Raw genomic sequence first — 13,057 nt, forward strand, 5'->3', positions numbered from 1 at the left:
GAAACTTTGCTCACCATTTTGAAATCATTTCCTGAACAGTTTAATTCCCATCGAAATAGTCCACAAAGCCAAGACTATTGCCTCGACGATCTCCGGAATCGCAAGTCCCACATAGAAACTAGACAACCCAAAGATCCCCCCCAAAGCTAAAACACCCGATAAAACTGTGAAAACTCCATAATTCCCGTCGATTCTACGGAGAGAAAATCCTAGTAAAATCAAAGCTACTGGGAAAAGGACGAAGTAACCCATTGCGACAAGATTATGGATCACTGGAGACTCCTCGGTGAATACCCCAACTAGCCCAAGTGACGCACCCCCTAAAAGAAGTATAATGATGCCAACTTTCGAAAATTTATCTTGACCAAAAATACGTTTCACCCCCAGAGCAAAGAAGAAATTCAAAATGCCTGCAAAGATTACTGCGGAGTTAAAGAGATAGGATACTTCGCTCACTCCCAGATCGCTGAGGGAGTTATTCGTCCAAGAAAACCATTGTGCTTGATTGATGGCGAGAAATATCAGGAATAGAGCAGATATAGGTCCTATTATTCCACATAAACCCGAAAGTTTAGTGAACTTCATCTTAATAATAGACATGAGGAAACTAGTAATATGATAAGAATGTAATAATTAATGCTTTGGGGATTGAGCGCGACCCACATCTTGGTATTTATTAATCAGAGCTCTCGTCTCCATAAGCTCTTTTCCAGCTTGTTCAATGGAACCCCTCATGTCCTCTATCCGTTCTTTCACTGAAAAGACAGTCCCTCAATTAGAAAAGTTCAATTAGATTATTGACATGAAACGATCCAGTTAACCCTTATCTACCTTAATGCTAAAACTCAAGCATACAATGGCGCTAGATGGTAAACGTCCAAACCGATTATGGCGACTATTCTTTCGAATTCCACTTTACCTTTACAACCTGAGAATATTAGGATGGGAGCGAATAATTGGAGCCCAATTCATCAAGATCACAACCAAAGGTAGGAGAACCGGAAAGTCTCACTCTGTGCTCGTTGATGTGCTAGAACATGATTTGGAGAAAGATGTCTACTATGTCTCCTCTGCGTATGGGGCTGGAGCTGATTGGGTAAAGAACATTAAGGTCAATCCTGTTTTCAACGTTCAAATAGGTAGACGACGGTTTAAAGCTAAATCTGAACAAGTATCAGGTCAAAATGGCAGTAAGTTGTTATTTAGGTACATTGATGAACATAGAGACTATATGAAAGGTCTCTACAAGATGATGGGTATCGATCTAGACGTTCTCTCAACGGAAGAGCTTATGGAAGTGCTAACAAAAGAGATGGTTCTGGCAATTACTCCATCAATGAAAAGAGAGAAGTGATGGAAGCGCACTCATAACCATTATAAGATTTCCCCGTGGGTTAGCTAGATAACGCGAAGAAAGACAGTTGGTTTTATGGGGGAACATCTAGGGATCCAAAATCGTTTCAGCTTTATGACCGGGAATATTGCAGTCCTCACTATGACCCAAGTCCTAGGCAGGTTCTTCAGGAGCATGGTGTTCCCATACGCCAGCCTGTATGTCCTTGCTCTAGGCGGGGGGTCCTCCCAGATCGGGATAATCAACTCCCTACGCCCTCTTGCCGGCCTAGTTATGTTCCCCCTGGCAGGTTACTTCACTGATAGGGCCGGGAGAAAGATTCTCATCGCCCTAGCAGGGTACCTTTCAGCTGCGACAATGATGCTTTACGTCTTCGCGCCAAGCTGGGAGTGGATTGCACTAGGCGCTTTCCTCCAGGGCTTCATGGTGTTCCAGTTCCCTCCCACCTCCGCGATAATTGCGGACTCTTTGGCCCCTGAGAATAGGGGGATCGGCGTCGCGACCATGACCACCATAGCCTCGGTCCTAGGGATGTTTAGCCCTTACATCGCGGCCCTCGTGCTCCAGATCTATGATACCGCTCCAGGGATGAGGATCCTTTATGCGCTCCTAGCTGGGGCTGGCGCCGCGGGGGCCACTATCAATCTCCGATTCCTCGATGAGACCGCCAGGGAAGTCGAAATGGGCCCTCGCTTGAGCGTCTCCCAGATCTTTAGGGATGTCTATGGAGGGATACCCTTGATGCTGCGACAGCTTCCCGCCCCCTTAAAGGCTCTGGGGGTAGTGATGGTCCTCGGGTTTATGGCCAACGGTGTCGCGTCAAGCTTTTGGGTGGTGTACGTTGTGGAGGAGATCGGACTTTCCACAGTGGATTGGGGGCTGATCCTTTTCATCGAGGGCGCCCTTAAGGTCGTCTTTTACATCCCCGCCGGCGTATTGGTGGACAAGTATGGTAGGGCCAGGTCCCTAATGGCTTCACTCCTTTTTTCTATTATATCTATTCCTATGTTCGTCTTCGCCCGAGGCTTTTACCAGGTGCTGGCGATCCGCCTCGCCGTTGGGGTTTCCAACGTACTTTTCATCCCCGCCTGTTCAGCACTCATGGCAGATTATGTTCCCCGAGACATCCGTGGGAGAGTGATGGCTGCCTTAGGGAGGGGCACGGTTATCGTTGGGGCTACAGGGGGAGGGACTGGGGGGCCAGGGGTGGGGTTCCTAATAACCATCCCCTTAATGGTCGCCTCAGTCGCAGGGGGGATACTCTACGCTGTGAACCCCATATATCCTTGGCTTTTCCTTGTCTTCACCATCCTGATGTCCTTAGCCGTAACAGGGCTCTACATTCGTGACCCTAAAATCGCCGAGATCTGACAAAGACCCGGCGCGCGCCTCTTACGAGAAAGATTGTAAAGGTCTTAAAAAAGATAATTTTTTCTTCTAAATGTTAGTGTACGCAGGGAGTTTTTGTTAAAATGCGGAGTTAGACCTTAGATTAAATACCCTGGCTTTAAGAGATAAATCATGTGATGTATTTTTACACGTTATAGTGACAAATTACACCATCGCGCGCAATAGTTTTTTTTAGGAACTTTTTTCCATTATAAGCTCAAAGCTCGTACTTTGAGGGATCATAGACGCCTATATTAACGAGGTGCTCAATCTTGATGAAGTTAATGCTGGAGATGGTAGGGGAGCATTCATAAAAAGAGGGGGTATTTGAAGTTTAACGACCGTTAAAATATCAGGTTTTACAAAAGTCATTATCCTGGGAGCTGGGGCTATAGGCAGTTATTACGGCTACATGCTCTCACGGAAAATGGACGTCCTCCTCATAGGCAGGCAGAGACATATTGATGCCATTAAGTCCCGGGGCTTGGAACTTACTGGGGCGATCGATGGGGTCTTTGACTTAGACGTCTCAACTGAGATCAGAGGCAACCTAGGGGACTCATTAATAATTCTCACAACTAAGGCCTATGACATAGAGAAAACAATTAATAAAATCAGGGGAGTCCTTAGGTCCAATACAACAATCTTGGTTTTGCAGAACGGTCTTGGTAATGAGGACCTGGTTCAAGCTTTAGTTGGCCCGGAGGTTGATGTGATAAGGGGGCTTGTCTCAACTGGGGTGGAGTTTCTATCCCCTGGGCGGATCGAGGTTAAGTTGGTCAGAGACACCGTGCTTCCCAAGACAGCCAAAAGTGAAAAGATAGAGCGGCTTTTCACTTCGTGCGGCCTTCAGGTCCGGCTATCAGAGCGGATGGACACAGAGATTTGGAGGAAACTAACTATGAATTGCGTTATCAATCCCCTCAGCGCCCTGTTCTGTATGCCCAGCACGGAGATAGCGGTCGATGGTCTGAGGGAGGTCAGGAAGAGCATCGTGGATGAGTGTATAAGGGTCGCCGAAAGGGAAGGAGTCAACCTCGATGGTGATTTAGAGGGGGAGATCTCAAGGGCTGCAGCCTCTTACTCTAATCTCTCATCGATGTGCCAGGACATCATGAAGGGACGGAAGACCGAGATAGATTTCCTAAACGGAAAGATAAGCGAACTGGGACGGAGACATAAAGTGCCTACGCCTGTCAACGATGTCTTCATCTTACTGATTCAGTTCATGCGCGCGCGTTATATAGCAATGTAGACCCGAACAAGGTGGGCCTGTGGCGCGCACGCGACCTACTTGGCGCAGGTCACAAGCCTGTTTTAGGGTATCTTAATATAGTCTCAAAAATGATGCGCACCCGATAAAGTCAAACTATAAGTCCTATTGACCTCCAGAAGTGGCACGTGGCCCTCCATCCCGCTCCTAGACCATGTGCGACGCAGAACATTTTGAAATTCAACCTCAAGGTTCTAACGTTTAAACACAAAAAGAGGCTTAAAAGCAACCACTTTTTCGAATAAATCAATCTAATTCAAAGAACCTATATACATATTAGAGAGAATAAACGCGTGTGATAAAAAACTCAAACACACACAATAACGACTAAAGTCTTGTGAGATAATACACAATATTCTAAAACCCTCAAGTTTGATGTGTGATACTGATGAAGGATGAGCTCAAAAAAGACTTAGAGGAGTCGAAAAGGGTTCTCGAGAGCTATAAATGGTACGGACAGATGGTCACTGACGCCATTAATGCCTTGGAAGAAGTAGAGCGATATCTAATCTATCCCTCAGAGGAAAGACAAGTGCAAGTCAAGGAGATCTTAGTTCAGATGAAAAACCAGATAGGTCCATACAAAGACTTTGTGCCGCAGGTTGTAAGAACTGTTGATAAAGTTCTCGAATGGTTGAGTACCCCTAAGAACTCTCTAGAGAAAGCAGGCGTTACGCTTGATTCACACGAGCGAGATATAGATAAAAAAGATAAAAACACGGAGATTTAGTCTCTTCACGGCAAGAATTTATTTTATCTGTTCTTTTTCTTTTACCAGTCTACTGAAATGTACAGAACCTTTTTGGGTTATGTTTTACTAATTTTATAAAGTTTGTTTGGATTGGGGATTCTTGAGCACTAAGCCTGTTTTTCGCGCGCGTCCAATAAACTAAAAAAAGCTTGTAAAGTGAACTTGAGGAGTGGTGGGCCCGATGAGATTTGAACTCATGATCTTTCGATTATCAGTCGAACGCTTTAACCATCCTAAGCCACGGGCCCAGCCGTACAACCATTGATATCAATCCCCTTTTTAAATTATTATCCGACTAGGCGGGATCGGGGCCATCTGGAAAACTTGCCTCAGTTTGACTGAGGCAAGTTGCTGCTATAGAAATCGGTGCTTAGATACTTCATCCCGTCATCGGGAAGTATAGCGACTATTTTCTTTCCCTTTCCTAGACTTTTCGCCTTTTGCAGCGCAATGTGGAGAATTGCTGCTGCGCTCATCCCCACCAGTAAGCCCTCTTCCTTTGCAGCTCCCCTTGCTACGGCTTTCACAGCGGGGTGGTCATCATCAGAAAGACTTACGATCTCGTCGAATCCTTCTGGCCGGAATAGCTGGGTCGGGTTAGGCTCGTTGGGATTCCGCAGCCCTGGGATGGAGCTGCCCTTTTTGGATGTGACTCCTATTACTTGGATGGATCGTTTGAATCCTTTTACTCTCAAGGAGATCCCCGCGCCGGTTCCCCCAGTGCCTATGCCGGTGACGACCATGTTAAAATCCCCGCCTGTCTGTTTGATTATCTCCTGCCCCGTGGTCTGGTAGTGGGCCAGGATGTTAGCGGGGTCCCTGAATTGGTTGATGTCTATATATTTTTCTGGGTTCTCCTCCAAAAGGCTTCGCTTCATCTCAATGGCCCCCCCCGTCCCCCTCTCTGCTGGGCTGAGTACCAGGTCGGCCCCATATGCCCTAATGAGCTTCCTTCTTTCTTCGCTAGTCCTCTTGGACATCACGATTGTTATCTTGTATCCCTTAGCCGCGGCGATCATGGCTAGGGCGATGCCCGTATTTCCCGAGGTCGCCTCGAGAATTGTCTTATCCTTGTCGAGGGATCCAGCAGCTTCAGCGTATTCGATGAGGTACTTTGCAATCCTGTCCTTGATAGAGCCGCCGGCGTTGAAGCTTTCTAGCTTGACTATGACCTCTGCATCGCAGGGTCCCGTAAGCCCGTTGATCCTGAGGAGAGGAGTGCCCCCTATCAGGTCAGTGATGCTGTTGGCGATGACCATTCAACCACTCCGATATTAAACCGTTTTTTTCTTAACGGCGTTAAACATATAAGCTTTACCTCAGTAATCTCAGGTGAAATGAAGCCCCCCTGCATGATGGTGGTCCAATACATCCTTCCTGCCCTCCGGGTAGAGATAGCTAAGGAACTATTCGAGGACTTCAGCCTCAAGAAAGCTGACATCGCGAGGAAGATGGATGTCACCCCCGCAGCGGTCACTCAGTACCTAAAAGGGACAAGGGGAGACGAGGCCTCGGGTCTTATAAAAAGATCTGATAAGGTGATGGGGATCATCACCGATATTGCGAGGGATATGGTCAACAAGGAGTCTCCAGCGGATATGCTCCTTATGAAGCTTTGCAAGGCCTGCCTCTCCGTCAGGAGTGAGAGGCTGATGTGCGAGATCCATATGGATTCAATGCCCAGCCTCAAGGAGCTGGATACCTGCGCATGCTCTCTGGGCCTCGTTGGCTGGAACGATGAACCCGAGATTGAAGCCAAGTAGATTCGTCTCATTTTAGGCATAGCTTAAACCCTCGGGTACTCCTTTTACGGTATTACCGTTGATGCCACTTGACATCTATTTCCTTGGAACAGGCGGCGGCCGCTTTTCCATGCTTACCCAGAAACGCAGGACTGCAGGAATCCTACTCGTCCACGGAGAGACCCACGTTCACGTTGATCCTGGCCCAGGAGCCCTCGTATACTCAAACTTGGCCCGCCTCGACCCCCAGAATCTTGAAGGGATCGTAGTTACCCATTGCCACCCCGACCACTACACTGATGCAGAAGTCCTCATTGAAGCCATGAGTCACGGGACCAGAACAAAGCGGGGGCTCTTCGCAGCCCCAAAGAGCGTGCTCATAGGAAACTCCGACTATGACAGAGGCGTCTCCAGGTACCACTCAAACCTCCCGGCAACGGTGGAGACAATGAAGTCTGGCCGTTCCTTCGGGATCGATGGTCTTGTTTTGGAGGCCATGGAGGCTCGGCATAGTGAGACCGAAGGCGTGGGGATTCGGATCAGGGTTCCAGGGGTCGGTGACGTGGGTTACACCTCAGACACGGGGTTCTTCGAGGGCCTTAGCGAGCAATATCGTGGCCTACGGATACTAATCGCCTGTGCCATGTGGCCTCGTTGGGAACATCTGAGATACCACCTCAACACAGAGGAGGTGCGGATTATCGTTGAGAAAGCTAAGCCTGGGGCCGTAATCCTCACCCACTTCGGGATGAAAATGCTGAACGCAGAGCCCGGAGAGGAGGCCACCTACATTGAAAAGGAGACCGGTATCCCCGTGGTGGCTGCTCAGGACGGAATGAGGGTGATCGTTAGTGATCGGATAGAAGTCAGGAGTTCTAGAAAGTGCGAAAGTCCTCGTATCATTGATGCATAAGTCTCATTTTGCTCTATAACAAAGTTTTTATTGTCACTCTTATTCCACCTAATCTGTAGCCTGAGGAGATGCTTATGGGGTATCGCTTTGTTGCTCCTCTGTAAAAGAACTGAAGGGATTTTCCAGGGATATCCCAATACTACTTGGGCCGATGCGGACACCGTTATAAATCCCAGTTGTACCACTATTCGTATTCGAATCCTGGATCATTGTGCGCAGCAAAAAAGGAGTGAACCTATTGAAGAGACTTCCAAGAAAGATAAATTTCATTGAAAACGAAAAGAAATGGCAATCGCTTTGGGAGGAGCGAGGGATATACAGATACGACTGGGAGGATAACTCGAGACAAAGATACAGCATCGATACGCCTCCGCCATATCCGAGCGGGAACTTCCACATGGGTAACGTCCTCAACTGGACCTATTTTGATATGAGAGCCCGGTTCAAGAGGATGCAAGGCTTTAACGTTAACTTCCCCCAGGGATGGGACTGCCATGGCCTCCCAACAGAAGTTGCTGTGGAAAAAGCTAAGGGAATCAGGCGTTCTGATCTGCCTCCTGACCAGTTCAGGGCCCTCTGCGAGGTATGGATCGAGCAATACATCGGGGTCATGAAGGAAGCTGTGATCCGCCTTGGGTGCAGTGTTGATTGGAGCCTCGAGTACCGCACCATGGAGCCTGATTACATCCGGAAGGTGCAGAAGAGCTTCCTTATTCTTTACGACAAGAACATGATCTACAAGGGAGATCACCCCATTAACTGGTGTCCCCGATGCGAGACGGCGATTGCTGACGCTGAGGTAGAACGGCAGAACAGAACCGGGAAGATATATACCATTGCCTTTAGCATTGAGGGGGAGGACCTACTCATTGCCACCACGAGGCCAGAATACATTCCAGCCTGCGTGGCTATTGGGGTGCACCCTGACGACGACCGGTTTAACCATCTTGTGGGTAAGGAGGCGAAGCTTCCCTATTCCCAAAGGATTGTACCCATTATCGCGAACGCCGAGGTTGACCCTGAGTTTGGCACTGGTTCTATGATGATCTGCACCTACGGGGATAAGGCTGACGTCGTAGCCGTGGCCCGATATAAGCTACCTGTGATCAAGCTCATTGATGAGAGGGGGATATTGACTAATGCTGCTGGGAAGTACGATGGGATGGGGATCGTGGAGGCAAGGAAGGCCATCGTGGCCGATCTTGATGAACTCGGCCTCCTCCACGGTATTGAGAGCATAACTCAGGAGGTGGGGGCCTGCTGGAGATGTGATACTTCGATAGAAGTGGTCTCTACAGATCAGTGGTTTATGCGGACAATGAGTCTCACGGACGATGTGGTGCGGACTGCTAAAGAGATTAAGTGGTTCCCTGACTGGATGCGTAACAGGCTCATTGACTGGGCTACTGGCCTTGAATGGGATTGGGTGCTGAGCAGGCAGAGAGTGTTTGCCACTCCTATACCTGCCTGGTACTGCAAGGGATGTGGGACGATCCGGTTGGCCAAGTCCGAGGAGTTACCCGTCGACCCTCGAGTAACCATTACTGAGCACACCTGCGAGTGCGGTGAAACTGAGTGGATTGGTGAATCTGACGTGCTGGACACCTGGTTTGACTCAAGTCTCACCTGCGCCATCCACGCCGGGTGGCCTGATAGAGAAGACTGGCGGAAACTATTCCCAGCCTCGTTGCACCCCAGCGGACAGGACATCATCAGGACCTGGGCATACTATCTCATGGTACGCCACATCTCCCTCTTTGGGGAGAACGCCTACGACTCAGTGCTTATCAACGGGATGGTGTTAGGGGGAGACGGCCGCAAGATGAGTAAAAGTCTCGGTAATTTCGTTGCTACTCCGGAGGTCTTTGATAAATATGGCTCCGACTCAGCCCGGATGTGGGCTGCTACAGGCGGGAGCACGGGTACTGATATCCCCTTTAGATGGACCGACGTAGAATACGGCTGGAGGTTTATCAGGAAGCTCTGGAACGCCTGTCGCTTCGCAAGTATGAGGCTTGAAAACTATGAGCAAGGGGAAAAACCTCAGCTGGAGCTTGTTGATAAATGGATATTGACCAAACTTGAAAACTTGGTGAAGCTGGCTACAAAAGAGTTTGAGGAGTGCCGATTTATGAACGCTGCTGATGCTACTCGGAACTTCGTTTGGCACGTTTTCTGTGACCACTACCTTGAGGCGGTGAAACACAGGCTTTATGGGGAGGGAGAAGAGAAGGCGGCCGCCCAGTGGACACTCCATTATGCAGTAAAGCGCATTCTACAACTCCTCGCCCCGGTGATGCCCCACTTAACCGAAGAGATTTACTGCACAATGTACTCTAAAGGCGAACGCGACAGCATCCATTTGAGCAAATGGCCCGATCAAGACGAATCCTTAGTTGACTTTAAGTCGGAAGCTCACGGGGAGCTGATAATCTCAGCGATTCGGGACATCCGGAGGGAGAAGAACCGACAAGGTATCTCTCTCAATGCGCCCCTAGACCAGGTCTTCATCTATGTCTCAGAGGCTGAGAAGGCCGATAGCCTAGTTTTGGGTATTGAGGATATCGCTGCGACCCTTAAGTCGGAAAGTGTTGAGATCCAGGAAGAAGAGGGCGGAGAGTATCCTATTGAGGGCTACGAAGGCGTCAGATTCTCCTTCTCTGTTCAGGTGCAAAAGGAATAAACGCCATTTTCATTCCCCCCCTTCATTTACCTAAAGCAGATTCTGTTGATAGTTAGTCTCAGGTTCCTTGCATTTATTATGCGAATTGTCGATACTTGAGGATTGCCGCGATTCCACCAAAAGATTTGAAGAGCATTTCCCCTTCCTCGGTCTCCGAAGAGATTACCTCAATCTGAGCTTTAGCGCCTTCTGCCATCTTCACTAATGCCTCGAACAAATCCACTTTTTCGATGAGCTCGTAACTCCCGTTTCCACACCTAAGGCAGGTTAGATCCCCTATCTTCTCGAAGTCCCCCATCTTGTCGAGGTCCGTTATCTTGGTCTCGATGTAACCACACTCCCTACACTTCAACTTTAACATGGCCCTGCGGATCCCCTCGCTGAGTAGAAGGGTCCTGACGTTGCTTACCTTAAGAGCTTGGAGGATCTCCTTCTCGCCGTAGGTAGCCAGACCAGTCTCCTGCCCCACGTTATAAAGGAAATTCTGGACCATTTTCCTTTCCTCATAGAACCTAACGTTCTTTATGAATTCTCGGCTCCGCTCCACGACCTCTTTGACCCCCGCACGACCCGTGTAACCCGTGTCAACTGTTGTGAGGATCTGGTCCTTGAGTTCATAGTGGAGATAGTTCCCCTTGAGAAAATCCTCCTTAGTGGGGCCCGGTCCCCCCACGATTATTCCCTTTAGATTTTGGGCGTTGAGGAATATTTCAGTTATATGTTTCCCAACCCTTGTGAAGAACTCGTTGAGATGCATATCCCGGAGTCTTTCGTACCTCCGAGCGCTCTGACCTCCCGCCCGGGTCTTTCCCGCTACCCCCGAACTAATGTGCTTAATAATGTCTGCCCTCTTCCCCTTGAGCATTGCGAAGGTGGCTGCCTTGGAGTCTAAAATCAGGATCCCGAAGGCATCCTCGGATCTCAGGAGCTCAAAGAGGGGTTTTAACATAAATTCATGTTCGCAGCGGTAGTAGTAGATACCAATGGGTTCAGGGGGAATGATCACATGGGTTTCCATTTCCCCTACTCCAAGCTGGGCGCTCGCAATGCTTCCAGCGAAAAGGACAAGGCCGGTTTCAGGTATCTTCCGATATAGCTTGAGCTGCTCCATCGCTTTGGTGAGGGCATCTTGGACGTTTTTCTTGGTTGTCTTTGACTTAATGTTTCCAGCGGTGCCCCACTCAGTGCGGAGGTCGTTCATCACTTCACTGATCTGTTTCCCTGGGGGAATATAGACCGTGATGAGCTCAGTGCCTCTGCCTTGTTTCTTCTCCAGAATTTCCAGCATTCGTTGGAACCGGAATCTCGTCAGGGAACTATTCTCTTCCTTTGACATGGGGTATTCTCCGCGAATGGTGAAATTATCTATCCTCACGTTATATGCATTACTGAGATCCATACTCAATGGAAAAATCCCGGGAACAATAAATCGCGCGCCTCTCGTTGAACATCAATCATGGGAAAGGCGGATTCTGGGTATTGATGCTTCAGAGGGTCAAGATATAGAGAAGAGGGCTAGGTCATGTATTCCATTTTTTAACAAGGTTCAAGGGCCTAGGATTTGGCTCTATATCTATGAGGATGGCTATCTCATAATAAGTGGAGATTAGTATCAGTCAGTTTTCCATGGCCATATCAGTTGTTACAAGGCTGAGGCTTTTACTGTGGTCCCAGCTTCACTGGATGGTGTAAGATAAACTACGTGGTAATCCGAGGAGCACCCTAGTTTTAGCGGACCTCAGTGCCGTTGTGCCCCCCCTCAATAGCTCTCGCGATTTCTTTGGGATTTGTGCCGTCAACAAATATAAGGGGGAGTTTAAACTTCTTGGCTCGCTTAACGGCCTTCAGATCAAAGAGGCCATATTTTCCAGGGGCTTGTACGGCGTTCTCGTTTATGATTTTTTCAAGCCCATAGTAGGTGATATGAAGGAGCTTGACTGCATCAGGGTTTAGGTTAGGGTTTCTATCATATACTCCATCAACATTCGTTGCGTTAACTATTAGTTCTGCTTTGGCGGCCTGAGCAAAGAGTACTGCCCTATAATCTGTACTAGAGCCTGGTAGATAGCCTCCACCGACAAGAATCTGGTTATCTAGGTGTCTTTTGATTTCACTCCCTCTGCGGTGTATGTGGGGATGGGCATGGGAGCCGAGAGCGGCGATGAGGAGGAGCGCATTTAGGTGGGTTGCATGAATGCCAAGGCGGTCTTGAGTGTAAGGGTCAGCGCCGAGCTCCTTCGCGAGACTGATCCAGTGCCGGGCTGATCTGCCGCCTCCGGTGACTACGATGAGCTGGTGACCTCTCTCCTTTAACTCAATGAGGGTGTCCGCGTATTTAGTGATGGCGTCAGGGATCTGGGCCAAGAGGCTTCCGCCGAGGCTAATGGAGACTCTCATAGTTCGGGTGTTGGTTTGTCCGTATTTATGTGGTTGGGTGGGCTGGGGAACGGTTTTAAGCTTCTTGTGTTGATTGGATGGTTGGGCGGGGGTTCCCGAGTGGCCAAAGGGGCGGGACTCAAGATCCTGTAGCTCAGGCTTCCGAGGGTTCGAATCCCTCTCCCCGCACTTTTTCTTCCTCCCCCCAAAAATTTGAGGAATATCTGAAGGAGAAACAATACCGAGAATCAACCATAGAAACCAAGCGAAAACTGGTAGGGTTTCTCCGGAAACGTGTAAACCTGTGGGACTCAGAGGCGGTTCGGGATTTCATCAAGAAGCATCCCTGGGGTGGAAAACGAAAAAATAATGCACAGTACGCCTATCGGAACTGGTGTCAATGGAAAGGCTTTGAATATGAATACGATAAATTCCGAGAAGAGGATTCACCGCTCCCGTATATCCCGACTGAGAGAGAGCTTGACCAACTCATAGCAGGCTGCAACAGGAAATATGCTGCTTTTCTTCAACTCTTAAAGGAAACTGCGTTCAGACCCATCGAAGTAAACCGGCTTA

Annotated in this window: 12 protein-coding genes and 2 tRNA genes; 9 read left to right on the forward strand and 5 right to left on the reverse strand. The window is 48.8% G+C overall.

Going from position 1 to position 13,057, the window contains the following annotated elements; all coding sequences use genetic code 11:
* Positions 1-24 precede the first annotated feature (24 nt).
* Positions 25-600 (reverse strand): DUF998 domain-containing protein, encoded by a 576-nt coding sequence (locus QGG23_02185; GenBank protein MDP6048247.1) that lies wholly within the window; start codon positions 598-600, stop codon positions 25-27.
* A 235-nt stretch (positions 601-835) separates the two neighbouring features.
* On the opposite strand from QGG23_02185, the gene QGG23_02190 reads away from it, so the two are divergent.
* The 4 genes from QGG23_02190 to QGG23_02205 all read left to right on the forward strand — a co-directional run bounded on the left by QGG23_02190 (position 836) and on the right by QGG23_02205 (position 4,746).
* Positions 836-1,354 (forward strand): nitroreductase family deazaflavin-dependent oxidoreductase, encoded by a 519-nt coding sequence (locus tag QGG23_02190; protein ID MDP6048248.1) that lies wholly within the window; start codon positions 836-838, stop codon positions 1,352-1,354.
* A gap of 75 nt (positions 1,355-1,429) precedes the next feature.
* Positions 1,430-2,725, forward strand: coding sequence for an MFS transporter (locus QGG23_02195; protein MDP6048249.1), 1,296 nt, complete (start codon positions 1,430-1,432; stop codon positions 2,723-2,725).
* Positions 2,726-3,119: 394 nt separating this feature from the next.
* Complete coding sequence (locus tag QGG23_02200; GenBank protein MDP6048250.1) at positions 3,120-3,998, forward strand: ketopantoate reductase family protein; 879 nt, start codon at positions 3,120-3,122, stop codon at positions 3,996-3,998.
* Between the two features lie 406 nt (positions 3,999-4,404).
* Positions 4,405-4,746, forward strand: coding sequence for a hypothetical protein (locus QGG23_02205; GenBank protein MDP6048251.1), 342 nt, complete (start codon positions 4,405-4,407; stop codon positions 4,744-4,746).
* A 191-nt stretch (positions 4,747-4,937) separates the two neighbouring features.
* Here the strand turns inward: QGG23_02205 and QGG23_02210 are convergent.
* Positions 4,938-5,015, reverse strand: a tRNA-Ile gene (locus QGG23_02210).
* 81 nt (positions 5,016-5,096) lie between these two features.
* On the reverse strand, positions 5,097-6,026 hold the full coding sequence (locus QGG23_02215; protein MDP6048252.1) for a PLP-dependent cysteine synthase family protein: 930 nt from the start codon (positions 6,024-6,026) through the stop codon (positions 5,097-5,099).
* 78 nt (positions 6,027-6,104) lie between these two features.
* On the opposite strand from QGG23_02215, the gene QGG23_02220 reads away from it, so the two are divergent.
* The 3 genes from QGG23_02220 to QGG23_02230 all read left to right on the forward strand — a co-directional run bounded on the left by QGG23_02220 (position 6,105) and on the right by QGG23_02230 (position 10,105).
* Positions 6,105-6,530, forward strand: a complete 426-nt coding sequence (locus QGG23_02220) for a hypothetical protein (protein ID MDP6048253.1) — start codon at positions 6,105-6,107, stop codon at positions 6,528-6,530.
* A gap of 61 nt (positions 6,531-6,591) precedes the next feature.
* Complete coding sequence (locus tag QGG23_02225) at positions 6,592-7,422, forward strand: MBL fold metallo-hydrolase (GenBank protein MDP6048254.1); 831 nt, start codon at positions 6,592-6,594, stop codon at positions 7,420-7,422.
* Positions 7,423-7,660: 238 nt separating this feature from the next.
* On the forward strand, positions 7,661-10,105 hold the full coding sequence (locus QGG23_02230) for a valine--tRNA ligase (GenBank protein ID MDP6048255.1): 2,445 nt from the start codon (positions 7,661-7,663) through the stop codon (positions 10,103-10,105).
* 76 nt (positions 10,106-10,181) lie between these two features.
* Here QGG23_02230 and prf1 read toward each other — a convergent pair whose 3' ends face one another.
* Complete coding sequence (gene prf1 / locus QGG23_02235) at positions 10,182-11,441, reverse strand: peptide chain release factor aRF-1 (protein ID MDP6048256.1); 1,260 nt, start codon at positions 11,439-11,441, stop codon at positions 10,182-10,184.
* A 16-nt stretch (positions 11,442-11,457) separates the two neighbouring features.
* Between prf1 and QGG23_02240 the strand changes: the two genes are divergently transcribed.
* Positions 11,458-11,715, forward strand: coding sequence for a hypothetical protein (locus QGG23_02240; protein ID MDP6048257.1), 258 nt, complete (start codon positions 11,458-11,460; stop codon positions 11,713-11,715).
* A 118-nt stretch (positions 11,716-11,833) separates the two neighbouring features.
* Here the strand turns inward: QGG23_02240 and pyrH are convergent, their stop codons facing one another.
* Positions 11,834-12,502 (reverse strand): UMP kinase, encoded by a 669-nt coding sequence (gene pyrH / locus QGG23_02245; GenBank protein ID MDP6048258.1) that lies wholly within the window; start codon positions 12,500-12,502, stop codon positions 11,834-11,836.
* 85 nt (positions 12,503-12,587) lie between these two features.
* Here pyrH and QGG23_02250 point away from each other — a divergent pair.
* Positions 12,588-12,670: transfer RNA gene (locus tag QGG23_02250), tRNA-Leu, on the forward strand.
* Positions 12,671-13,057 lie beyond the last annotated feature (387 nt).

Source organism: Candidatus Bathyarchaeota archaeon (assembly GCA_030739585.1).
Classification (GTDB): domain Archaea; phylum Thermoproteota; class Bathyarchaeia; order TCS64; family TCS64.

What these genes read in the sequence shown, in the direction of transcription:
- QGG23_02215 (MDP6048252.1), bottom strand. Translation starts at nt 6,026, where the DNA reads ATGGTCATCGCCAACAGCATCACTGACCTGATAGGGGGCACTCCTCTC.
- QGG23_02220 (MDP6048253.1), top strand. Translation starts at nt 6,105, where the DNA reads ATGAAGCCCCCCTGCATGATGGTGGTCCAATACATCCTTCCTGCCCTC.
- QGG23_02240 (MDP6048257.1), top strand. Translation starts at nt 11,458, where the DNA reads ATGGTGAAATTATCTATCCTCACGTTATATGCATTACTGAGATCCATA.
- QGG23_02195 (MDP6048249.1), top strand. Translation starts at nt 1,430, where the DNA reads ATGGGGGAACATCTAGGGATCCAAAATCGTTTCAGCTTTATGACCGGG.
- prf1 (MDP6048256.1), bottom strand. Translation starts at nt 11,441, where the DNA reads ATGTCAAAGGAAGAGAATAGTTCCCTGACGAGATTCCGGTTCCAACGA.
- pyrH (MDP6048258.1), bottom strand. Translation starts at nt 12,502, where the DNA reads ATGAGAGTCTCCATTAGCCTCGGCGGAAGCCTCTTGGCCCAGATCCCT.
- QGG23_02225 (MDP6048254.1), top strand. Translation starts at nt 6,592, where the DNA reads ATGCCACTTGACATCTATTTCCTTGGAACAGGCGGCGGCCGCTTTTCC.
- QGG23_02185 (MDP6048247.1), bottom strand. Translation starts at nt 600, where the DNA reads ATGTCTATTATTAAGATGAAGTTCACTAAACTTTCGGGTTTATGTGGA.
- QGG23_02205 (MDP6048251.1), top strand. Translation starts at nt 4,405, where the DNA reads ATGAAGGATGAGCTCAAAAAAGACTTAGAGGAGTCGAAAAGGGTTCTC.
- QGG23_02190 (MDP6048248.1), top strand. Translation starts at nt 836, where the DNA reads ATGCTAAAACTCAAGCATACAATGGCGCTAGATGGTAAACGTCCAAAC.